Annotated in this window: 15 protein-coding genes; 8 read left to right on the top strand and 7 right to left on the bottom strand. The window is 37.1% G+C overall.

Features of this window, described 5'->3' with window-relative positions; translation table 11 throughout:
* Positions 1-2 precede the first annotated feature (2 nt).
* Genes NLG42_RS19710 through NLG42_RS19700 form a run of 3 tightly spaced genes read left to right on the top strand, consistent with a single transcriptional unit; the run spans position 3 to position 2,711 of the window.
* Positions 3-740 carry a (Fe-S)-binding protein gene (locus tag NLG42_RS19710; RefSeq protein ID WP_257682035.1) on the top strand — a complete coding sequence of 246 codons (738 nt, stop codon included), beginning with the start codon at positions 3-5 and terminating at the stop codon, positions 738-740.
* Positions 737-2,134, top strand: coding sequence for a lactate utilization protein B (locus tag NLG42_RS19705; protein ID WP_257682034.1), 1,398 nt, complete (start codon positions 737-739; stop codon positions 2,132-2,134). The genes NLG42_RS19710 and NLG42_RS19705 overlap by 4 nt, the downstream gene beginning before the upstream one ends.
* The gene (locus NLG42_RS19700; RefSeq protein ID WP_257682033.1) at positions 2,127-2,711 is read left to right on the top strand and encodes a LutC/YkgG family protein; all 585 of its coding nucleotides are present in this window, start codon (positions 2,127-2,129) and stop codon (positions 2,709-2,711) included. Before NLG42_RS19705 ends, NLG42_RS19700 begins: the two co-directional genes overlap by 8 nt.
* Before the next feature lie 355 nt (positions 2,712-3,066).
* Here the strand turns inward: NLG42_RS19700 and NLG42_RS19695 are convergent, their stop codons facing one another.
* Together NLG42_RS19695 and NLG42_RS19690 are read right to left on the bottom strand one after the other, a co-directional pair.
* Entirely contained in the window at positions 3,067-3,387 is a 321-nt protein-coding gene (locus NLG42_RS19695) for a hypothetical protein (RefSeq protein ID WP_257682032.1), read from the bottom strand.
* A gap of 253 nt (positions 3,388-3,640) precedes the next feature.
* The gene (locus tag NLG42_RS19690) at positions 3,641-4,429 is read right to left on the bottom strand and encodes an NUDIX hydrolase (RefSeq protein ID WP_257682031.1); all 789 of its coding nucleotides are present in this window, start codon (positions 4,427-4,429) and stop codon (positions 3,641-3,643) included.
* A gap of 365 nt (positions 4,430-4,794) precedes the next feature.
* Between NLG42_RS19690 and lacZ the strand changes: the two genes are divergently transcribed.
* The 4 genes from lacZ (at position 4,795) to NLG42_RS19670 (ending at position 11,869) form a co-directional block, all read left to right on the top strand.
* Positions 4,795-7,911 carry a beta-galactosidase, LacZ type gene (gene lacZ / locus NLG42_RS19685; protein ID WP_257682030.1) on the top strand — a complete coding sequence of 1,039 codons (3,117 nt, stop codon included), beginning with the start codon at positions 4,795-4,797 and terminating at the stop codon, positions 7,909-7,911.
* 615 nt (positions 7,912-8,526) lie between these two features.
* Positions 8,527-11,079 carry an AAA family ATPase gene (locus tag NLG42_RS19680; RefSeq protein ID WP_257682029.1) on the top strand — a complete coding sequence of 851 codons (2,553 nt, stop codon included), beginning with the start codon at positions 8,527-8,529 and terminating at the stop codon, positions 11,077-11,079.
* 22 nt (positions 11,080-11,101) lie between these two features.
* Positions 11,102-11,437 (top strand): hypothetical protein, encoded by a 336-nt coding sequence (locus NLG42_RS19675; protein ID WP_257682028.1) that lies wholly within the window; start codon positions 11,102-11,104, stop codon positions 11,435-11,437.
* Between the two features lie 243 nt (positions 11,438-11,680).
* Positions 11,681-11,869 carry a hypothetical protein gene (locus NLG42_RS19670; RefSeq protein WP_257682027.1) on the top strand — a complete coding sequence of 63 codons (189 nt, stop codon included), beginning with the start codon at positions 11,681-11,683 and terminating at the stop codon, positions 11,867-11,869.
* A 199-nt stretch (positions 11,870-12,068) separates the two neighbouring features.
* Here NLG42_RS19670 and NLG42_RS19665 read toward each other — a convergent pair whose 3' ends face one another.
* The 3 genes from NLG42_RS19665 to NLG42_RS19655 form a co-directional block, all read right to left on the bottom strand.
* Entirely contained in the window at positions 12,069-14,504 is a 2,436-nt protein-coding gene (locus tag NLG42_RS19665; protein WP_257682026.1) for an HD domain-containing protein, read from the bottom strand.
* Between the two features lie 644 nt (positions 14,505-15,148).
* The gene (locus NLG42_RS19660) at positions 15,149-18,559 is read right to left on the bottom strand and encodes a PIN domain-containing protein (protein WP_257682025.1); all 3,411 of its coding nucleotides are present in this window, start codon (positions 18,557-18,559) and stop codon (positions 15,149-15,151) included.
* Positions 18,549-18,932: a hypothetical protein gene (locus NLG42_RS19655; RefSeq protein ID WP_257682024.1), complete on the bottom strand. Its 384-nt coding sequence runs from the start codon at positions 18,930-18,932 to the stop codon at positions 18,549-18,551. Before NLG42_RS19655 ends, NLG42_RS19660 begins: the two co-directional genes overlap by 11 nt.
* A 313-nt stretch (positions 18,933-19,245) precedes the next feature.
* Between NLG42_RS19655 and NLG42_RS19650 the strand changes: the two genes are divergently transcribed.
* Positions 19,246-20,484 carry a hypothetical protein gene (locus tag NLG42_RS19650; protein WP_257682023.1) on the top strand — a complete coding sequence of 413 codons (1,239 nt, stop codon included), beginning with the start codon at positions 19,246-19,248 and terminating at the stop codon, positions 20,482-20,484.
* On the opposite strand, the gene NLG42_RS19645 is transcribed toward NLG42_RS19650, so the two are convergent.
* Complete coding sequence (locus NLG42_RS19645; protein WP_257682022.1) at positions 20,435-20,875, bottom strand: hypothetical protein; 441 nt, start codon at positions 20,873-20,875, stop codon at positions 20,435-20,437. The genes NLG42_RS19650 and NLG42_RS19645 overlap by 50 nt on opposite strands.
* 34 nt (positions 20,876-20,909) lie before the next feature.
* Positions 20,910-21,557 carry a hypothetical protein gene (locus tag NLG42_RS19640; RefSeq protein ID WP_257682021.1) on the bottom strand — a complete coding sequence of 216 codons (648 nt, stop codon included), beginning with the start codon at positions 21,555-21,557 and terminating at the stop codon, positions 20,910-20,912.
* Between the last annotated feature and the right edge of the window lie 65 nt (positions 21,558-21,622).

Raw genomic sequence — 21,622 nt, 5'->3', positions numbered from 1 at the left:
CTATGAAAATTGGACTTTTTATACCTTGTTACGTTGATCAGTTTTATCCTAAAGTAGGAATTGCAACTTATGAACTTTTACAAAAGTTAGGTTGTGATGTCGATTTTCCGATGAAGCAAACTTGTTGTGGCCAACCAATGGCAAATAGTGGTTATCAATACTTGACAAAAGGTTGTGATGCTAATTTTATAGCGAATTTTTCAGGTTTCGATTATATCGTTTGTCCGTCTGGAAGTTGTGTTATGCATGTAAAAGATCATTTGCATGACGAAAAACAGCCAGAAGTTGCACACGAAATGCGTAAAAAAGTATATGAATTAACAGAATTTATTACCGATATTCTAAAAGTGGAAAGCATCGAAGGAAACTTTCCTTTTAGAGTAGGAATGCACGTGAGTTGTCATGGACAAAGAGGATTAAAGCTTTCGCAAATGTCCGAATTAAACGAGCCTTTTTTCTCTAAACCTGAACAATTACTGGAAAATATAAAAGGTCTTGATTTAGTTTCTTTGACCAGAAAAGATGAATGTTGCGGTTTTGGTGGTACTTTTTGTGTTACCGAAGAAGCCGTTTCAGTAAAAATGGGACAAGATAGAATCAAAGATCACGAGAGTCGTAATGTTGATTACATAACTGGTGGCGATATGTCGTGTTTGATGCATTTAGAAGGAATTCTAAAAAGACAAAAAAGTGACATCAAAACCATTCATATTGCGGAAATTTTAAATTCATCTTTATGAAGACAGAACGTTTAGACCATAGTCATGCAGCAACCAATTTTAATAAAGATGTAGAGCGTGTCAATTGGCACGATGAAACTTTATGGTTTGTTCGCGAAAAACGTGATAAATCAGCACATCAAATTAAGGATTGGGAATTACTTCGTGAGACGGCTTCTCAAATCAAAAATAATGTACTTTCTAATATTCACGATTATTTAGTTGAATTTGAAGCGAATGCTCAAAAAAACGGAATCATTGTACATTGGGCCGCTGATGCCAAAGAGCATAACGAAATCGTACATTCATTAATGGCAAAACATGACGTTAAGCAAATGGTGAAATCCAAATCAATGCTTACCGAAGAATGCCATTTGAATGATTATTTGGCCGAAAAAGGAATTGAAGTTATCGATTCTGATTTAGGAGAATACATTGTTCAACTCCGAAAAGAACCGCCAAGTCATATTGTTTTACCAGCTATTCACTTAAAAAAAGAAGATGTAAGCGAAACTTTTCACGAACATTTAGGCACAGAAAAAGGGAATTTTGATCCTCAATATTTAACAGAATCTGCTCGTTTAAGTCTAAGAAATACTTTTCTAACGAGAAAAGTAGCTTTGACTGGAGTCAATTTTGCTGTAGCAGAAACTGGCGAATTTGTAGTTTGCACCAATGAAGGAAATGCCGATATGGGTGCGCATTTGGCAGACGTTCATATCGCTTGTATGGGATTTGAGAAATTGATTCCGAAAAGAGAACATTTAGGCGTTTTCTTGAGATTATTGGCAAGAAGTGCAACAGGTCAACCTATTACTACTTTTTCAAGTCATTTCAAGAAACCAAGAGACGGAAAAGAAATGCATCTCGTAATTGTAGATAACGGAAGAAGCACACAATTAGGAAGAGAAGATTTTAGAAATTCGCTAAAATGTATCCGTTGTGGAGCGTGTATGAATACTTGTCCAGTTTACAGACGAAGCGGCGGCCATAGTTATCACAATGCAGTTGCAGGTCCAATTGGTTCTATTTTAGCACCAAACTTAGACATGAGCAAAAATGCCGATCTGCCTTTTGCAAGTACACTTTGCGGTTCCTGTACCAACGTTTGTCCAGTAAAAATTGATATTCATGATCAATTGTACAAATGGCGTCAGGTTTTGGTAAAAGAAGGACATACACCAACTGTCAAAACGGTTGCGATGAAAACGATGGCGACCTTACTAGCAAATCCAACGGTTTTTAATATTGCTGGAAAATCGGGAAGATTTGTAATGAAAAACGTTCCAGGAATAGTCAATAATAAAATGAATAAATGGTACGATCAGCGTGAAATGCCAGATGTTCCGGAAGAATCTTTTAGAGAATGGTATAAAAAAAAATCGAAAGAATCTAAAAATAAAAAGAATGAGTAGTAAAGGCGAAATTTTAAAAAGAATAAAACTGAATCAGCCTAATGAGGTTTCAGAACTGCCTGATCTAAATCTTTTAGGTTCTGAACAATTTGATGTAATAGAAACATACAAAACAGTTTTAAAAGGAATTGGAGGCGATCCTGTAGAAGTTGCTGATTATAATGAAATTATCAATTACATTAAATCTAATTACAATCTAGAGAAACGATTAATTACAACACTTCCAGAACTTTCTGAGATTGCTTCTTTAGATTGGAAAACAGTTGATCCGCATTCGCTTCAAGATGTCGAATTAACGGTTGTAAAAGCACATTTCGGAGTAGCAGAAAATAGCGGACTTTGGATAACGGATGATATTTTAGGATTGAGAGTGGCACCTTTTATTGCACAATATTTAGCGATTATCGTTTATAAAAAAGATCTTGTGCCAACGATGCAGCAGGCTTATCAGAGAATTGGAAACATGGAATATGGTTTTGGAACTTTCATTGCAGGTCCGTCAAAAACAGCCGATATTGAGCAGTCTTTGGTTCTGGGAGCCCATGGTGCAAGAGGATTAGTTGTTTTTGTTATGTAGTTCATTCGTCCTTAAAACGAAGTATTTTTGGCCTTATTGCAGGCAAATATGAATCCGACACATCACTTTAATTAATTACTTAAAAGTAGCATGATGTCTCTTCTTCTTCTAAATATTCTTCACAGGAGAGTTTTCTAAATAATCTTTCTTGCTGTATCCATTTATAATAGATTAGGGACTACCTCTAAATAATGGACGCAGTTGGTATTGCATATTTAATACTTTTGGTGATAATCTAGCTTATGTCTAATATTTTGTACTGTTTTCTAATAAAATTGTTAGAATTTTTGCTGCTTACTATTTTTTACGTTTTTTTTAGCTTGTATTATTATAAATTAAATACCTTTACGTTATATTAACGTATTGGTTGTTTTGGATCGGTTATTACGCTTTTCTCTAGGCAGGAATCAATAATAATAATTACCATGAAAAAAAATAGTACATCTTTCAATCCTTCTGGGTAGTTTTTGTTTTTTGTATGAGCATTAGCCTGTTTACAAACAAGAAAAGGCCCCTGCTGAAAAACGTATTTCTGATTGGCTGAAAAAAATGACTCTTGAGGAAAAAATACTGCAGTTAATCTGTATTCGGCAGGAAAAAGTAACAATGCCGATAATCTTGGGTCTGGGAATAAACAGATTCCTTCAGGTATCGGGTCATTTTTATATTCTAACAATGGATCCTGAATTTCGAGACCAATTGCAGAAGAAGGCTAGCGAAGAGACAAGAATTGGCATACCGATACTTTTAGGATTTGAAGTCGACAGGTCTACAGATTTAAGCTTTCCTGATCAAGTGGCAAAAGGCTTCTAGAAAAGGGAGAGTTTTATGTTAAAGAGAATGATCAGAAAATAAAGTTTGAGCTTATTAAATAGATATATGAGAAATAGTAGCATTGTAATGGAACCGAAAAACTAGACCGACGGTGATTATGAAAAAAATACCCCGTGATCAAGTGCCTGATTATACATCTCTTTGTTGAAAGAGTACAGGTAAGGTGAACGATGTCCTCGTGTGTGTTTAATCTCTTCTAATTTTTCTATAATTCCCAGTGAGGTTAATTTTCGTGCAAAATTCCGATCATCCATTTCTTTGCCTAAGATCGTCTGGTATAAAATTCTAATGTCCGGGAGGGTGAATTTTTCAGGTAGGAGCTCATACCCGATCGGATAGTGATAGATATGATGTCTTAATGCTTGCAGCGCTTCTTTGATGATCTTATTGTGGTCGTGCAATAATGAGGGTAAATGATTTATGTCGAACCATTTTACTTTCTCATCATGAGTACTTCCATCAACATCGACCTTGGAAAATTCAACAAGTGTATAAAATCCTACTGTAGCTATTTGATCGAAAAGCCAGTGGTTTTTATCAATTTTTTTTCCAGTCAGTTCGCTAAGCAGTGCAGGTGTGAAATGAGAGTCTTTATTTCTTCCAGGGGTGCTGAAGACCTTAAACTGTTTTAGAAATAAATCCCTCAGGCCGGTACGCTGCAGGGCTACACGTGAGGCAGCTGTTTCGACGTCTTCTGTTTTTTTAATATATCCGCCTGGCAGCATCCATGGTTCTGTATAGGGATTATTCACCAAAAGGACTTTAAGTTCCTTTTCGTGATATCCGAAAATAACATTATCGACGGCTAAATTTTTAAGGTAATCTTTATTGTCGCTGGTGAAGAATTGGTATAGATCGTATAGTTTGTCTGTTTTGTCAATCATAATGCGAAATTAAAAATTATTCTTGTTTCTTAATAGTATGCCAAGATATAAAAACTGTTGGGAAGAAATGCTAATTTGAAATTATGGATTAAAAACTATTGAGTCATAAAAGAAGTTAGTTATTTTTTTGCTGGTTCAAAAATAATATGGAAACACTTATTGGTAATGTATCTGTTTAAGTAAATGAACTAATAAGTTAACAACGATAAGAGCTGAAATGATATTTGATTTGTTAGCTGCATAGATTATAGACAGTTGGAGGTTTGCTTAGCAATTTCCAGATATGCAAAAGCTAGAAGAAACAAGTTTAAATACTCTAAATACGAAATATTAAACGTTTAAATGAAAATTAATAAAACAATTATATGAATAGAATGCTAATTATGTTGCTTTTGGCTGCAGTGCAGCTATCGGCTCAGGAAAAAAGGAATGAGTGGGAGAATCCTGCCGTTTTTGAAAGAAACAAAGAGGAAGCGCATGCCCCTTTTCTAATTTTCGCAGACGAGCAGAATGCATTGCAGAATAAGCCCGAGAATTCCCCTTATTTTCACAGTCTGAATGGGGACTGGAAATTCAGTCTTGTGAAGACCCCTGATCAAAGGCCGCTGGATTTTTATAAACCGGATTTTGACGATCGAAAATGGGATAATATATCTGTGCCTTCCAATTGGGAAATGCTTGGTTTTGATATTCCTGTATATACTAATTATAATTATCCTTTCGCTAAAAACCCTCCATTTATTGATGCTGGTTATAATCCAGTTGGAACCTACAGAAAAATTTTTAAGGTTCCCGATAACTGGAAGGATAATGAAATCCTGCTTCATTTTGGATCAATAAGCGGGTATGCGCGCATTTTTGTGAATGGGCAGGAAGTCGGTATGACTAAAGCTTCTAAAACTGTCGCAGAGTTTAATGTGACTCCTTATTTAAAACAAGGAAATAACTTGCTGGCAGTGCAAGTGTTTCGATGGCATGATGGAAGTTATATGGAAGATCAGGATTTCTGGCGTCTAAGCGGAATTGAACGGGAGGTATATCTTCAGGCACTTCCAGCTGTTTCCATATGGGATTATGAGGTGACAGCGGGACTTGATCCTGCATACACTGATGGAAATCTTACAGCAAAGGTGAGGCTGAAATCATTCTCAAAGGGCAAGAAACCCAATGGTAAAGTTCGTTTTACACTTAAAGATGCTGCCGGGAATCAGGTTTTTACCCAGCTTAAAGAGTTTGATTCTAAAGAGCTGACTCTTACTTTTAATGCTCTAGTTAAAGGTGTCAAAAAATGGAGTTCAGAAACCCCTAACCTTTATACTTATATTATTGATTGGGAGGCTTCCAAAGGTAAGCATGCATTTATAACTGCAAAAACTGGTTTCAGGTCTGTTGAGCTTAAAAATGCACAGCTGTTGGTCAATGGTAATCCTGTCATGGTGAAGGGGGTGAACGTGCATGAGCATGACCCGGTAAACGGACATGTTCCCAACAGGGAGTTGATGCGCAAGGATGTTGCTCTCATGAAGCAGAACAACATTAATACCATAAGAATGAGCCATTATCCGCATGACCCATACCTTTATCAACTGTGTGATGAATATGGGCTTTTTGTGGTTGACGAGGCTAATTTGGAAACCCATGGGATGGGAGCGGAACTACAACTGGCGTTTGATAAAAGCAAACATCCTTCTTATCTGCCTGAATGGTGGCCAGGCCATACTGACAGGGTTCGAAGAATGGTGGAAAGTGATAAGAATCATCCATCAATAATACTTTGGTCGATGGGTAATGAATGTGGAAACGGTCCGATTTTCTACGATATTTACGACTGGCTTAAAAAACGTGATCCAAGTAGAATGATTATGTTTGAGCAGGCTGGCGAAAATAGAAATACCGATATAGTTGCCCCTATGTATCCCAATATCAGCCGTATGATAAAATATGCGAAGAATAAAGAGGTAACCAGGCCTTACATCATGTGTGAATTTGCTCATTCGATGGGTAACAGTACTGGCAATTTTAAGGAATATTTCGATATAATGGAAAGCAGCCCTCATATGCAGGGAGGCTGTATCTGGGATTGGGCTGACCAGGGAATTAAAGCTTACGATAAGAATGGAAAAATGTATTGGGCTTATGGAGGAGATTTAGGCGGCGAGAAAATACAAAATGATGAAAACGGCTGCGCTGATGGTCTGGTTACGGCAGATCGTGTTCCGGATCCCGGTTTAGTGGAAGTGAAAAAAGTATATCAGGATATAAAATTTAGTTTGGATGAAAATAAACTAAAAATAAAAAATCAGTTTTTCGATACCGACCTTAGTGAATTTCAATTTAAATGGGAGCTGCTGTATAATGGTATTACTGTTGAGCAGGGCAATTTTGCGATAAACGGAAAACCAAGAAAAGATGCTTCTATTGAGATTTCCTTCAAATCAAACATGCTCGAGGGGGAGTATTTTTTAAATGTATATGCCCTGACCAAACAGGCGACTGATATGGTGCCAGCTGCTCATGAAATTGCAAAAGAGCAATTTAAGATTAAAGGAAGTTTTTTCAATTCCCAGGAAGTCTCAAGTACTAAAACAGCTTTACAGCATAAAATGAGTGCTACCGTGCTGAGTTTTGAAACAGATCAAATCAGCGGTTCTTTTGATCTGCTTAAAGGTGTTTTAAAAAGTTATACTTTTAAAAACAGCAAGCAAAGCCCAATAAGTAATTTTCCAATACCCTATTTTTGGAGAGCACCCACTGATAATGATTTTGGTAATATAATGCCTAAAATTCTTTCTTTTTGGAGAAAAGCACATCTTAATCCCATCGTAAAATCAGTAACTGTTGATGAAAAGTCTGCCGCAGGTCTTAGTGTCAATGTGCATTATCTTCTAGGTGATGTTCAGGTACCTTACCATGTTTCTTATCTAGTGCAGAATGATGGAAGTATTAAAATTACAGCCAGTATTGACAAGAAAAGTAAAAATCTTCCAGAGATGCCGCGTTTCGGAATGCGTTTAGAGCTTCCGATGGCTTATGAAAAACTGAGCTATTATGGTAGAGGACCATCAGAAAATTATTCGGATCGCAACACGGCTTCGTTGCTAGGAGTTTATAATTCTACGGTTGCTGAGCAGTTTACATGGGAATATATACGTCCGCAGGAATGCGGTTATAAAACCGATGCGCGATGGATAAAGCTACAGGATAAGAATGGTAGCGGACTCCTAATTACAGGAAACCAGCCTTTAGGATTTAGTGCTTTGAATGTATCTACAGAGGATATTGATCCGGGAATAAAAATTGCGCAGCGTCATATAAATGACGTACATCCTTCTGAAACTGTATTTCTGCATATTGATTATGGGCAGAGGGGCGTAGGCGGTGATAATAGCTGGGGGGCAAAGCCACATACTCCATATCTTCTTCTCGAAGAACAATATACATATAGTTATATCCTAAAGCTTATACCTGCCGAGAAAAAATAAAATGAGAAGGTGTCCTACAAGTTAATTTAGTTTTACATTTTGCCATAACCGTCTCTTGTCTTTTAGTAAAATGTCAAGGGGCGGTTTTTATCTTCAATTAAGCTTTTTACTCAGGCTTAAGAAATCAGTTGATAAAAAAACATTGGTGAATTATAGTAATGATTCGAACTTAAGATTTTAAGTGATTGTAGAACAGTGTTTTAGGTTTTTTCTTAAAAGTGATGCACCGATTTTGCACCCATATTTATACTAATGCTATTTAAATTATTTTAGCTATTAAGTTTTTCTTTAATATAGTCGAACCTCTAGTCGTTAAACCTTGATTTGCATGGTTTCTATTTTTGTAAAAATACCATGTGCCACTATTCTACCACAAAACTTAGACTGGTGAAGTATTTGTATAAAACAGCTTCAATTTTTTTGTGGCAAAATTGAAGGTAACTTCAATCCTCTTTTTACACTTTCTGATCAATACTGCCTAAGCTTTTAGTCGCAAAAAAGGTTTTAACTCCACATGTTAAAATTTCTTATATTTGCATCACAACAGACCCCAGCTATTGTAATTTGAATACGAGTTAGTCACCTACACCTAGCAATAATTTAACGGAAATTTTAATGTCTACAACTTCAACAAAAAAGGAGTTGGTAGATTTTCTTTGGGAGTGGGCAGAAAGCCACAACGACTGGGGAAAATTACTGATTCATAAGGTCGTTACTAGCGAATCTTCCTTGTCTTCCACCGACAGACAGGAAATCTTCACTTATTTTTTACAATCCATCGGTCAACACACGGGTCTGACCGCTGTTACAAACAGTAAGCCAATATATAAGCCAACTGACAAAATCATAGAAATCACGAAACTATCGGAAGTTACGGGCGTGAACCGTTTGGCGAAAAATCAGACAATTGAGTTCAGTAAAAATCTGACTGCAGTCTTTGGAGAAAACGGAACTGGCAAAACCGGTTACGGCAGAATTTTAAAATCTTTAGGTTTTAGCTACGACCCAAACAACAAAATTCTCCACAATATATACGGAACTGTAGAAAACAAATCTGCCAAAATAGATTACTCTGCAAATGGTACTGCCAATTCCTTTACTTGGGATGGCACCAACAACAATGCGGATTTGGCAAATATTTCGGTGTTCAATAACCATTGTGTACAAATATCACTATCAGACCGACAGCTTATTGTTTCCCCTATTGGCTTTCATCTATTCAATCTCGTAACGGCTGAACTTGCAGAATTGAACAATTTGCTGATACAGGAAACCGCCAAGCATCCTATCACTATGGCTTTTCTGCCGCTTTTAACAGTCGGTACGTCGCAACACACTTTCATCACAAACCTTTCCGGTTCTGTGCCACTGCAAAAAATAGAAGAATTATCAGCCTTTACGGACGCCCATGCGCAAGAACTGAAAGATAAAGAATTGGAGCTGATGGGCTTGAATAAAGCTTTGCTTGAGACTGAAATCAAAAACTACAACAATTCTGTTGCCGAATTAAAGCTATTTGCTAACGACATGCGCGTTGCACAAACGGAATTTACTGCTGCAAAGTGGCAGGCACTTATTGAGCTAAACAAAGAAATTGCAACGCTGGAAGCGCAAACGAAGAAAGGAATTAAGGAAGTAGCGGAAACAAACGGCATTACTTTTTATGATACGCCGCAATTCCAGTCATTTATAAAGGCGGCAGAAGACTACATTAAGATTATCGAAAAACCGGAATATCCAGCTGAAGAAGACACTTGTGTATATTGCAAACAGCCTCTTGAAAGCACAGCTAAAGAGTTACTTGAAAGCTATCGTACCTTATTAAACGACAAGACTCAGGAAAACTTGCAGTCATTTAGAGATCGTAAAAAGACACTTGTGGATGCGGTTGCAACAATTGACACAAATCTTATTTTGCACCAGCATACTTTCGGTGCGAATGATGACCAGACAGCAAAGCAGCCGGAAGAGATTGCCGAATACAATAACGTTCTTGGCACTTTGAAGGAATCCTTTGTAAAGGGTGAAGTTACAGTAGATTCCACTTTTACTTTCGATTATGTGAAATACATCAAATTTATCGAGGATAAGGAAACTGCTATGAACGGAGTTTTAAAGATTAAAAACGATTCACTCGCGAACATCGCAACAAAAGAAACGGAGTTAAAAAACAGGATTGCGGAGTTAAAAGACCGAAAGCTGTTATCGACAAAAGTACAGGACATTAAGGATGCTGTTGCAAACCACAAAATCGTTTCTGTGCTAAATGCGAACGTCAGCTCTTTCAATTCTTCTTCATTAAGCCGTAAGACAACGCAGGCAAGAGAAGAACTTGTTGGATCCAACTTCGGTGCAATCTTCAAATCCGAATTGTCAACTTTACGCAAAGGTCATATAAATATCGATGTGAATTTGAGTACGGATAGAGGAAACTCCAAGGTATCGAACCGTATCAGTGCGCATACATTAACAGATATTTTGAGCGAAGGGGAGCAAAAGGCTATTGCTTTGGCCGAATTTTTGGCCGAGCTTCAACTTGACAACATAAAAGCACCTGTCATTTTTGACGATCCTGTGAATAGTCTTGACCATCATATTATTGATGATGTTGCTCGACGTTTACTAAAATTGTCGGCAGAAAGACAAGTTGTTATTTTTACGCACAGTGTGCTTCTTTTTAACAGCCTGCTTTATTTCAGCAAACAGCCATTATTTAAGGCAATAGCTTGTAAACTCTACAATTCTAAAAACGAGTACAATGAAACCGGCTTCATTACCGAAGCGGCTGAAGAAAAAAACAGCGTGAAAGATTATCTTTCAAAAATTAATGTTATCATCAACAATACGGCAAAGGACAGAGCGGAAGCTGAAGTTGCCGAAGATGGGTACGGTTATCTTCGTTCAGCAATTGAGTTGTTTGTTGAACATGAGATATTCTGTGGTACTGTTAAAAGGTATCAGAAAAACGTTGCCCTTACGCAATTCGTTAAAGTTGATGGTGCGTTGCTAAATACACATAAGGAAAAATTAAACGAGATTTTTGAGCGGTGCTGCGGATTTATAAAGGGTCATAGTAACCCAGCAGAAATTTATCATGACCCGACCATTGGCGGGCTAAAAGCGGACTTCGACGATTTTAAAGCGATACGGGATGTATTTCCTAAATAATTTCCTTACTATAATTTTAGCAATGAACACAGATTTAGTTTGGTATGTTGCCTACGGCTCCAATCTATCAGAGGATAGATTTCACTGTTATATTAAAGGTGATATGCCCAAATGCAGTTACAAGATGTTTGAAGGCTGTCGCAATACTACTTTACCAAGAGAGGTAAAAAGCGAAATTTTGGACAGGAAACTATACTTTGCTGAGAACTCGCAAAGTTGGCAAGGTATGGGCGTTTCTCTTATCAGCGAAGAGTCATCGCCTACCGCTAAAACATATCCCGTCAAATACCTTATAATGTGTGACCAACTTGAAGATTTTGCAAAGCAGGAGAAGTACACAGCTAACTATCGTGCTTGATTTCGCGAGGACGATTGAAGATGGTTGTACCATCTTTAGATAGGCTTGGTATGGAAAGTTGCTGTTTCTGGGTTTGGATGACGATGTTCCTATGTTTACTTTGACAAGCGAAACAAACAGGCAAAATATAACAAGACCTAGCGATGAATATATCCGAACGATTGCACGCGGGCTTGAACACCAACACGCATTATCTACTGCTGAAATAGCTTTATACTTGAGGGTAATACCGGTGTTATCCCTTTGCAAGTTCATGAAATTTATGCCATTATTGTGAACGACAATACTTCTTTGGAAGATGCTGCTCGTCAGATAAAGAATTCTCTAATAGAAGATTTGAATGAAGCTGTCACCGACGAGACCAAGAAGAAAGCACAAATAGCAATTGACCGTTTTGCGCAAGCTTATTATGGCAGAGTAAACTTTGGATAGTTTAAAGGTAGCAAAAAAAGATCTTATAATATATCTTGTTAGAATGAATGCGACCGATATAATTTGCTTTTATATCGGTCTCTGTTTTACCATACGAAAGAGAAATGCACGAAGCATTTTGCAATTCTATTTTTTTTTCGTTAAACAGTTAGTGAGGAGTTCAAATTTTACAAGAATTCAACTTTATAATCAAGCATATTTAAAAATTTTCTTCTTTAATTACCCTGTTCATGCCATTTAAAAACATTTTGTTTTTAGACTGTGTGCTAAAAATCTCTTTAAGTTTATGCCAGTATGCATCGCCCACATTATCGGCAATGTGTTTGCAAATTTGATATGCTAGTTCTTCCTCAAATGATAACCACTTATCGCTCATTATTATTTCAGTACGTGGTGAATTTAAGTCAAGATCACGATTTCCGCAAACGTCGATAACTATTGCAAGCGGAAATGGCCATGCCAACCGAACTTGATTATTCTTTATTGAATACCATTCGATAAATAAACTCGTCGGCACCTCTATACCATGTAATGATAGTCGCGACGCGGAACGAGTATATTGGTTTGACGACTTATTCTCTTTAATTTCTCCATCATCATTAATTGTTATTGATGTTCCAGTTTCCTTAATTAGATTTTCTTCAATCTTAATACTTTTTTGAAGTTTATATGGCTTTCCCTCAATATCAACTTCCCTAAGTTTAAGGTCTATTTCCATGACAGGCTCACCATGACTTTCTAAAATTGCGGCAGCCACAGAACCAATGATGCCAGTTGATTTATTGTCTAACTCAATATCAAACCTTCTTATATTGTCATGTTCACGCCAAGTATAGTCTTGCATCGAAATTGCTTTCGTTTCGATGAAGCTGTTTTCGTCACGCACCTTTGATGTTGTTGTCGTTTCTATGTTAATTTTGAATGGTGGGTTCGGAATGACTTGTTCAACAGACTTAATAAATGCAGCTTCAGTAAGGTCTTCCCAAGGATTTCTATTCTTTCGAAGTGTAAGTTTTGTTGTTGTTCCGGGAATTTCTCGCAAACCGCTTTGAATCAAGAATATACTTTCTTGCCCTTCTACTGTGATTCTCAAAGCGTCGCTAGACTTATGGGGCTTATATAAACGTTTAGTGTCAACCATTAGTGTATCGGCAACCATAAAGCTTGATAGAATGCCTATTCCAAACCTTGAAGTTGGTGTGAAATCCGCATTTGACTCAGACTTCAAATTATAAAAGTCAGCAGATTTATAAAATGACGAACCAACACGAGAGTAGTAGTTATCAATAATGTATTGATCCATACCCGTACCGTTGTCTATTACTTCAAGAATTGTTTCGTCATTTTCTTTATAGTATTTGACAGTTATTGATGGTTCATATAGATTTCCCCAATTTTTTTCCTGTGCTTGCCTAAGCAAACATGCATCAATGGAATTTTGCAACAGTTCTCTTAAGGCGACTTCTGGGCTGCCATAAAGCTTTGTTCCCATCAAGAGGTCTATAACCTGTCGCTTGCTAAGATTAAATTGCGTATCTCTATAAATATATAGTGGTTCGCCGCGCACGTTCTTTTGTGTAGAGATTTTTTCACGATTAACTTTAAAAGGAAACTTCAGGACCACATTGCGACCTTTGTTCGCATTATATTCATTAAGAGAAGAAACTATATTGTTACAAATTGACAATTCATGGTCGATAAAATTACAAAATTGATGAATCGACGCCTCAATAGCGGGATGGGTGCATTTTGCGCTAAACTGTATAATCTCTGGTCTAATTTCCCATGCCTCAATTGCTCGATGTTTGTTCCATTCCAGCAAAGACACAGGATTCCGAACATACAGGTGCGAGAAAAGTATTGCTGGGGTTCTCTTCGAATCAAAATCAAGAATATCTGCCAGCCTTAGAATAGCACCGATAAGTGGTAAGCAGGCCGAAATATCAATTGCACATAAATGGTTTTTTTCAAGGTCTAGCAATTTAAGAGCATCTTCATTGTGGCTGTAGCAAATCTGTGCGAGTTCAACAGTTAAATCACTGTCGCGAAATTTAATTTTTCCATTCCAATCTCTATCAATAATATCACGTGCTCGTTCAGCATGGGTTTGACGAATAAATTCACTTATCAAAAAGGCCTTAATGTTGTCTGCTTGGCTGTTCTTTCCCTGAATAATAAAACGATAAATAATTTCTTTTTGGTCAGGTCGAGCTTCATAAAATCTTTTGAAATGATTGTAGGAAGCTTCTTCCTCGTTATCAGCAAATTTAGGGGTTTTGTCCCAAATCTTTTTCCAAGCAAGTACATCTTTCTCGTCTGGTGCCATTCCAATATCATGAAAGAATGCGCTCAAAATTAAAAGCATTAATTCAGGTATGGAAAGATTCTCAATATTCTTAACACCTAGAAGACGCTCCATAATGTTAAGGACCCTAAACAAGTGATCGCCGTCATGCAAGGTGTATTCTCCCATGTGACGTAAGATTGTTTTAGTGCGTTGGAAAGAATCCGCAACCGCAGCATTGACAAGAGTTACAACTTCGCTATCTTTCTCTTTTGTTCTTTCTTTTAAGGTTGCATAAAGCAAGCTCTTCTCTAAACGAGGCAAATATTCATCTTTGTAATCGTCTGCCATTATTCTTTATTTTGTTTTTAATTGAAATGTTTAAGCGTGAATATACAAAGTTACAACACGCAATACAAATTACTTTATGGGTGTGCTAACAGAAATTATAAACAAAGATAAGGATGCATTATGTGTCCTAATTTTTTTTAAAGATATTTCTTTTTGAGGTTGAATGATCTTTAAAGTTCATCTTAGCTTTTTGTGCAGAAATAGTGTCAAGTCCAAAATCAAAATGATTTGAAATTTATTTAACAACTTCTAAAAACTTGTTTAATTATCTTTGAATTTGCTAACGAAAATTGGAGACATAGTTAAGTGCGCATTTTTTCAAGCTTAACTATTTTACGTACTCTTATAAATCCACGAATAAACCAAATTCTGGCCTATGTTGAACTCGAAGCATATTGTGAAAACAATCTAAATGGTAAATTAAAAAATAAAGCATTGAGATTTCAATTAAGCTCTTACTTAATACGGCGTGAACTTGAGTCTGTTAAATACGTGATGATTATTAAAATTCTAAACAATTAAAAACTTAAACTTTTTGTCGAGGTTCTAGTTTTCAAAGCAACATTTGCCATGATTCTGCCATAAAATTGGACAGGCATATTTTGATTAAATGCACTTTGGCTTTTTATGGCAGAAAAGGAGATTTATTGCTTTGGCGGCGGTTGTTGGAAAAAGCTCGCAAATACGGCAAATACGTTCGTCTGCAAAGCTCCCAGCAGCTTAAAGTCTGCATTGAGCTGTCTTGACAGGTCAATTACTACTTCTTTGGGCATACCGTAAAGGACCCTGCTAAAAACTGTGCCGGCATATTGGTTTTTCTTGTCAATTGGGATAGAGGGGATAGTATAAATTTCCTTCAGGAACTTGCTTACGGTAACCACTATTTTAGGATTGTCATGCGTGGTGTAGGTCAGGTTGTCAAGACAGAGGCTATATTGATTCTCGCCACCTCCCAAGTAGCGGAAAAATTCTTCCTTTAAAGTGTCCAAAGTTATATTGATGCCGAAATAGTTCGATTGTAAAAGAAACTTGTAGAATTCGGTTCCGCACTTCTCAGGGTAGAACTGCAGCAGGTATTTTTCAGGATTAACGATGGCACCTGCATATTTTTCGACTCTGGTATGCATAAACAAGGTCGTGTCGCTGCTTATAACCCTGTGGTTCTCACGTTGGGCCAAGTATATATAATCGGTCAGCACTTTCATCACTCCTGTAAACCTATCGTCATTGCTAAGCTTTGGAAGAGTGTTAAGCTTTTCGGCAACATGATCTATGGTGCAGTTTTTCTCTATCCACTCCAAAAGGGAGGCCAGGAACAAGATCTTCTTCTGGCTGAAATCTTCGGGAGTTTCAAATTTTCGCACGAACTCCGGTGTGATCTGCAGCGTCATTGATGATGAAGGCGAGTTCTTGAGTTCATAAATCTCCTTTTCTATCTTATCCTTGAGATAAAATGAAACCGCAAAGTTATGCTTGAATGCAAAACCCTGGTTTTTTTCCAGAGCGAAAAAAAGCATAAGGGAACTGAAGTCAAGCGCGTATATTATTTTATTGTCGTTTATATCCAATGACCTTGCAAGTGCCGAGGGCACCGTCGTAAATTTCCCTCCCTTGTTTGCGGTCAGGTGCATATAAGCATCAATATAGTTGCTTCTGAAGACCGCCCGAGTCACTTCAGTAAAGCCAGTCCGGTAGTTGTAATAATCGTCCAGAGCTTTTTCTTTTATTTCTGCATTTTTGGTTCCTTCTTCCCCAAATTCAGATTTTAGGAAATCAAGCAATTCCTTAGGATCTGTAGGAACCTCTATGGATTCAAAACCCAGTTCATTCAATGGATTTGCCGCTTCATCCTGGATATCGCGAAACAGTTTCATTCCGTCATTTAGGATTTCCAGAATCTTGATATTGTGGAGCTTATTGGAAACGCCGCTAGGCGCCGTAAATTCTTCTCCCGGTTTTCTGCCTATGAACATACCCTTCGTGCCAGAGTCCCTTTCGATCTTCTGGTGCTTTTTTTTTTCGCCGATGAAGTATGTAACCCAGCTCCCGATTTCAACCTTGTCATATGAGATCAGAAATTGGTCTTGTCTTATAAAGACGTGGCTGCCAATATAGTTTCGTCTGGCAATGGTGTTTTGGGGATTCGATGCAAGATTGTATATGATCTTGAAGCCTTTTTCAGGATCGGCCTCGGTTCTAAGCAATATCACTGCCAGGGTTACGCCAAAATTTTCATTTTCTATTTCCCATGTTATTTTCTCTGCAATTTCTTTTATTCTATTGATATTGCCGGATCTTTCAAGTCGGGCAACATATTCTAATATGTAATCTTCGTTATTGGGAAAACATTCATAGAGGTACCCGTCAATAGCCTCAAGTTCATGAAGGTTGTTGATTTCAACATATAAATTATGCTCGTAATTGAGCAGCTGCTGATCTGGTGCTTTTGCGGTAATCCTCCAAAATTTCAGAAGCTCCAATAGCTCCATGTAATGGCCGGTTTCCTGGTCGTTCCTATCGTGCAGCTGATTGTAAAGCAGTATGATATAAAATCGCAGATGGGGGTTTATAGCAGTTTTGTCAACAAAAGTATTCAGGAAGTCTATGGCTTCTTTTCTTTTGCCCAGCGTATTGAGGTTTTCGGCGACAAGGCTTTTCCACTGGCTGTCAAAATCCGGAAAGTCCTTTACCTGAATTAATTCTTCATAAATTTTTTCCGGCTCTTTTATTTCCAGATATCGGGTAGAAAATGTAATCGACAGTAGTGTTTTTAACTCATTATTTTTAAAATCCTTTACCCTTATTTTTTCAAGCTGGGCCTGCAGTAGATCGTCACTTTCAATATTGAGCAGAATATTTGAAAAAGAGTTTATGATATTAAGTCCTGCTTTTTCCTCTATGGTTTCGACAGTGTCGAGATAACTGTCGAATACATCAATTATCTCTGAACTTCGTCCCGTTAGCTTATAAAGTGCGCTCTTGAAAATATAGAATTCGCTGTTGAGGTCATTTCCTGCCGCCTCATAGTCTTCGAGGCATTTCAGGGTTGCGTGGTATTCCTTATTATGATTCAGCACCTGGCAATAGCAGAAGGCGTATACCCATAATTTTTCATCGATTTTTGGAAAAACCTTTTTCAGCAATTCCAGATTTTCCTTGTCATTTGTCAGAAGGTAGCGGAAATAGCCAAGGAAGAACTGCTCATGAAGAATAGAATCTTTTATCTCTGTATCCTGCAGTTTGTCCACGTATTTCTGCAGCAATGCTGCACTGTCCATAATCAAAGGGTTGTCAGGAGTACTAAATCTTTCTCCGCTGACGTATCTTATCGGCTGTAGGCTGAAGACTTTTGTCACTGCAAGATCTGCAGCAAGCCTCCATGCCTCCACTGTGCTGAAGGTCAGTTTTTTATATTTTGAAAAATCAAGATTAAGCGTCAAACCGTAATTCTGAAGCTCTGCAAGACTATAGAGTTTGGCGGTCTGCACAACATGCTGGACAAGAGCCAGCTGAAAATTATATTCTTCGCGGACAACTTTGGGAATAGTGGGAAGAAATGCTGCAAAATCTTCTGCGGTTGTTGCCTTTACGTACCAAGCTGCGGTATTAAACTCCTCTGTAGCGAGAATATCATCAGCCAGTGCAACAGCTTTTTCCTTCAGATCAATATTGAGATACTCTACGCATGCCCTGTCACGCAGAACAGCATCATTATTGTTCAAAGAATAGGCCACTACAAAATCCATTGCAACATTTTCGTTTGAAAATTCGCTGAGTTCCCTTTTGCAGGCTCCTTTTAGATAACTTATTTTGCTTAAAATCTTATCTTTTTCAGGTTCGTTATGCTCCTTGACCCGGTTTTCGAGTTTTTCCAGAAGGACTAATGCCGTTTTTATTTTGAACTGATTGGTCAAGTCTTCGATATTTTTTAGCTGCTCCCTGAACTCGGAAAGGAGGTGGGACAGGCCCAGGAATATATTTGATACGTACTTGTCGCCAATGTGGGCTTCTCCTTCAGAAATTATGGTCCCCTTATTTACGTTTTTATCCCCCATAATTATCCCCAATCTGAACATTGCCGCCGCTGTTGATCGTACCCGTGTTCACATTTTTGCTGTTTGAAATATTTGACGTCACATTCAGGACCTTATTGTAAATTTCCTGCAGGTATTTCTCCGCCTCAGGATTGTCTTCAAGATCCCTTTCAATTGCTGCCTTGACGGCATTCAGCCTTGCAGGGCTGTCGGGTTTCTCCTGAAGTTCTATAAGTTCATTATTGGCTTTGCCACCCTTTTTGAAAAGTCCGGTGAGCCAGTTTATTGCATTTTTCGATACCTCTTCTACTGAAGTGTCAAACGCCTTTTCGAGACCTTTTTTGGCTAATTGCCTGGCTAATAAAGTAACTGCCGAAATGGTTATTGGATCCATGATTTATTCAGTTTTAAATTTGGTGGTTGATTAAAAATATTAGATAAGTTGTGATCAGGTTCTCTGTATTATCAGCGTGAAATGTCATTATTCAAATTTAATACATTCACATTATATTTTTAATATCAAAAATGGATATTATTTTCTAAGTCTAATAAAATGCAATGGGTATTTTTTCTTTTTTTCCAGGATGGTGGCAGGTTATTATTTGATTACGAACTGTCAATCTAAACTGTATTTGCATTCGCGTAATTATACGTGCTTCTTCTTAATAAAGTTTTTATAGTTTTGGATGTATATAACTAAAAAAACAATGTATTATGAAAAAAGTAAGCTTTATTTTTTAATTGCAGGAATTGCAGTTATTATAGTTGCAGTTATGACAGTAACACTTTCAAGTAAAAGTGGAAAGTTGCAAAAATCAAAACCAATACTGGAGCATGACGCTAAAATAATTGATACATTCAACATTATTAGAAAAGGGCATGGAGGTGGTTCTGGTATGTCAACTTCCAAGACAATATCTGGGAATAGTGCAAATGTAAACTATTCACTTGCTTCATCCAAGCTTGAAAATTTAGATTTGATAATGATAAGTTTGGAAGCATCCAATAGCAAATTTGAGCCTAAATTAGTAGATATGCAAATAGAACTAGCCAAAGTTTTTAGTCCGGATAATTTTGACTGCATAGGAGGCAAACTCAAGGAGAAAATTAAAAAAATGCAGGTTAAAAGCAAGGACGGGAGAGATAAAGCAGATGGTTTTGTCCCAAAAGAGGTAGAGGAAATGGTTAAAGAATACCCAAATAGCTATCTGATTGGAACTGGAGCCAATTACCTGGCGCATAGTTTTACATATGTAAATGCTTCAACAAAAAAAGAATCGAATCTTTTAGTGGCGGGAGATGCACCAAGTTATGAAGATTTTGCTTTAGATGATTACATAATTAAGGGAAAGCATGATATTCCTTATTTGATTTATATAATGGATTGCTCGGGTTATTTTTCTGCAGCTATCAGTGCGGCGGGAGGCGCCGGTGGAAATGATATTAAAGCATCAGCAGACATGGCAAGAAATTCCGAAAGCAACCTTGCAGTAATTTCTTGTGTCATGATTTCTCCTTTATTTAGCGCATATGATGGTTCTAAGCCACTACAGAAAGATGATAAAGCAACTTTTTTGAGAAGGATTAGCATAATGAAAAGTGTTTTAAAGAAACTGCCATTTGATAATAAAAATCTGATAATCAATTTAAAAGAGAACTATTTTGTGCTTCTTTGCTCTAATTCCAAAACAGGCAGTTTTAACGGAACAGTGAATGCAAATGCAAATGTGGGTGTAGGTTTTGGATTTGGTTCGGCATCAGCGAGCACAGCTGGCAATGGAAAATTAAGCAGGACCATGGAGTTTGATAATTTCCAAACCTATATACTTGATAATAGTATCGGGTCGGAATTCAGACCAATTCCAGCACGTACTTACAGCATTATTTTTCACAATCTTATAAGACAAAGAAATTGTCATTTGCCTCATTTGCTTTGTTCAGCATAAGCTTCGCCTCCAATTCTATCAATTTTAAAGCTTCATTCTGCCTGTTCAATGAATCAATTCGTGATTTAAGGGTTGGTTTTGAAATTTTTTCCTTTTTTATGAATTCATACAATTCATCTGACAGCTTAAGCTTATGCTCCTCAACTATTAAATCATAGTAATTTCCCAGCGTAGTATCCTTATTGGCAAAAGCACACCTCTTTGTTTTGCCAAATCTGCTCATGTACGCATTCAAAATGTCCTGGACATTTAGTGAAATTCTCTGATTGTCTTTAAAAACTTCCAGCATATGCCGTTTTTCGCTGCGGCTGCTTCTGTCAATCAAGTAATATGCCAATCCTATTACAGCCACCACCAGCGCCCAGAAATCAATTCTATTCAATAAATCCATTTTATTTATTATTTGATTTGTCCATTAAATCAAATCACCCGATCAATTCCTTGAAATATTTTTCCACTGATTTTCTCAGAGCAAGAACTTCTTCGTCGATTCCTTCTGCATCTGGATTTTCGTTTATTCTGTCATAGCTTTCTTTCAGCAAAGTCTTTTCCTGCTCAAAAGAAGTATAAATATCCAATCCATCCGAGGAATTTCTATAGTCCTCCCTATCACTCAAAACTTTCATTTCAGTGCGGCACAACTCGCTATACGCTCCTAAATTGTCATGCAGAGTCTTATATTGGTCAGCTATCTCGTCAGTCAATAAGATTCTATTGCGATGATTAAAAATTATAAAATCAATCAAGCTGTCTTGAAACAGCTTTACATCTTTTTTAAATTTTGCATGCGTCAGTGCGGCAGGTGCAATCAATGAATTAATTTTGATATGCAATGTTACCAAATGATCGTAATAATTCTTTAGGCATTCAATCTGCATTTCGGTGTGCCTGGTGAACTTAATCTCTTTTTTGGATAATTCGGCTTTGAATGATTCAACAGTTTTTGACAGCCTTATGTTTTGAAAGTACCTGATAATTCCGATTGCTATAATTATTCCAAGTAGGATCCAGGATGTAATATCCTTATAATTTACAATTAATTTTTTAGCAAGTTCAGTTGTTGTGTCGTTCATATAGTACCTTAATTAATGAATAAATGTAATCTTTTTATTTTATTTTTGTTTGAACCAACCATATA

Origin of the sequence: Flavobacterium plurextorum, assembly GCF_024638035.1 — a bacterium.
GTDB lineage: Bacteria > Bacteroidota > Bacteroidia > Flavobacteriales > Flavobacteriaceae > Flavobacterium > Flavobacterium plurextorum.
The sequence above is the reverse complement of the archived record's forward strand: the minus strand, read 5'-3'. Positions and strand labels throughout refer to the sequence as shown.

What these genes read in the sequence shown, in the direction of transcription:
- NLG42_RS19650 (WP_257682023.1), top strand. Translation starts at nt 19,246, where the DNA reads ATGTATTATGAAAAAAGTAAGCTTTATTTTTTAATTGCAGGAATTGCA.
- NLG42_RS19680 (WP_257682029.1), top strand. Translation starts at nt 8,527, where the DNA reads ATGTCTACAACTTCAACAAAAAAGGAGTTGGTAGATTTTCTTTGGGAG.
- NLG42_RS19665 (WP_257682026.1), bottom strand. Translation starts at nt 14,504, where the DNA reads ATGGCAGACGATTACAAAGATGAATATTTGCCTCGTTTAGAGAAGAGC.
- lacZ (WP_257682030.1), top strand. Translation starts at nt 4,795, where the DNA reads ATGAATAGAATGCTAATTATGTTGCTTTTGGCTGCAGTGCAGCTATCG.
- NLG42_RS19675 (WP_257682028.1), top strand. Translation starts at nt 11,102, where the DNA reads ATGAACACAGATTTAGTTTGGTATGTTGCCTACGGCTCCAATCTATCA.
- NLG42_RS19705 (WP_257682034.1), top strand. Translation starts at nt 737, where the DNA reads ATGAAGACAGAACGTTTAGACCATAGTCATGCAGCAACCAATTTTAAT.
- NLG42_RS19700 (WP_257682033.1), top strand. Translation starts at nt 2,127, where the DNA reads ATGAGTAGTAAAGGCGAAATTTTAAAAAGAATAAAACTGAATCAGCCT.
- NLG42_RS19710 (WP_257682035.1), top strand. Translation starts at nt 3, where the DNA reads ATGAAAATTGGACTTTTTATACCTTGTTACGTTGATCAGTTTTATCCT.
- NLG42_RS19690 (WP_257682031.1), bottom strand. Translation starts at nt 4,429, where the DNA reads ATGATTGACAAAACAGACAAACTATACGATCTATACCAATTCTTCACC.
- NLG42_RS19640 (WP_257682021.1), bottom strand. Translation starts at nt 21,557, where the DNA reads ATGAACGACACAACAACTGAACTTGCTAAAAAATTAATTGTAAATTAT.
- NLG42_RS19655 (WP_257682024.1), bottom strand. Translation starts at nt 18,932, where the DNA reads ATGGATCCAATAACCATTTCGGCAGTTACTTTATTAGCCAGGCAATTA.
- NLG42_RS19645 (WP_257682022.1), bottom strand. Translation starts at nt 20,875, where the DNA reads ATGGATTTATTGAATAGAATTGATTTCTGGGCGCTGGTGGTGGCTGTA.
- NLG42_RS19660 (WP_257682025.1), bottom strand. Translation starts at nt 18,559, where the DNA reads ATGGGGGATAAAAACGTAAATAAGGGGACCATAATTTCTGAAGGAGAA.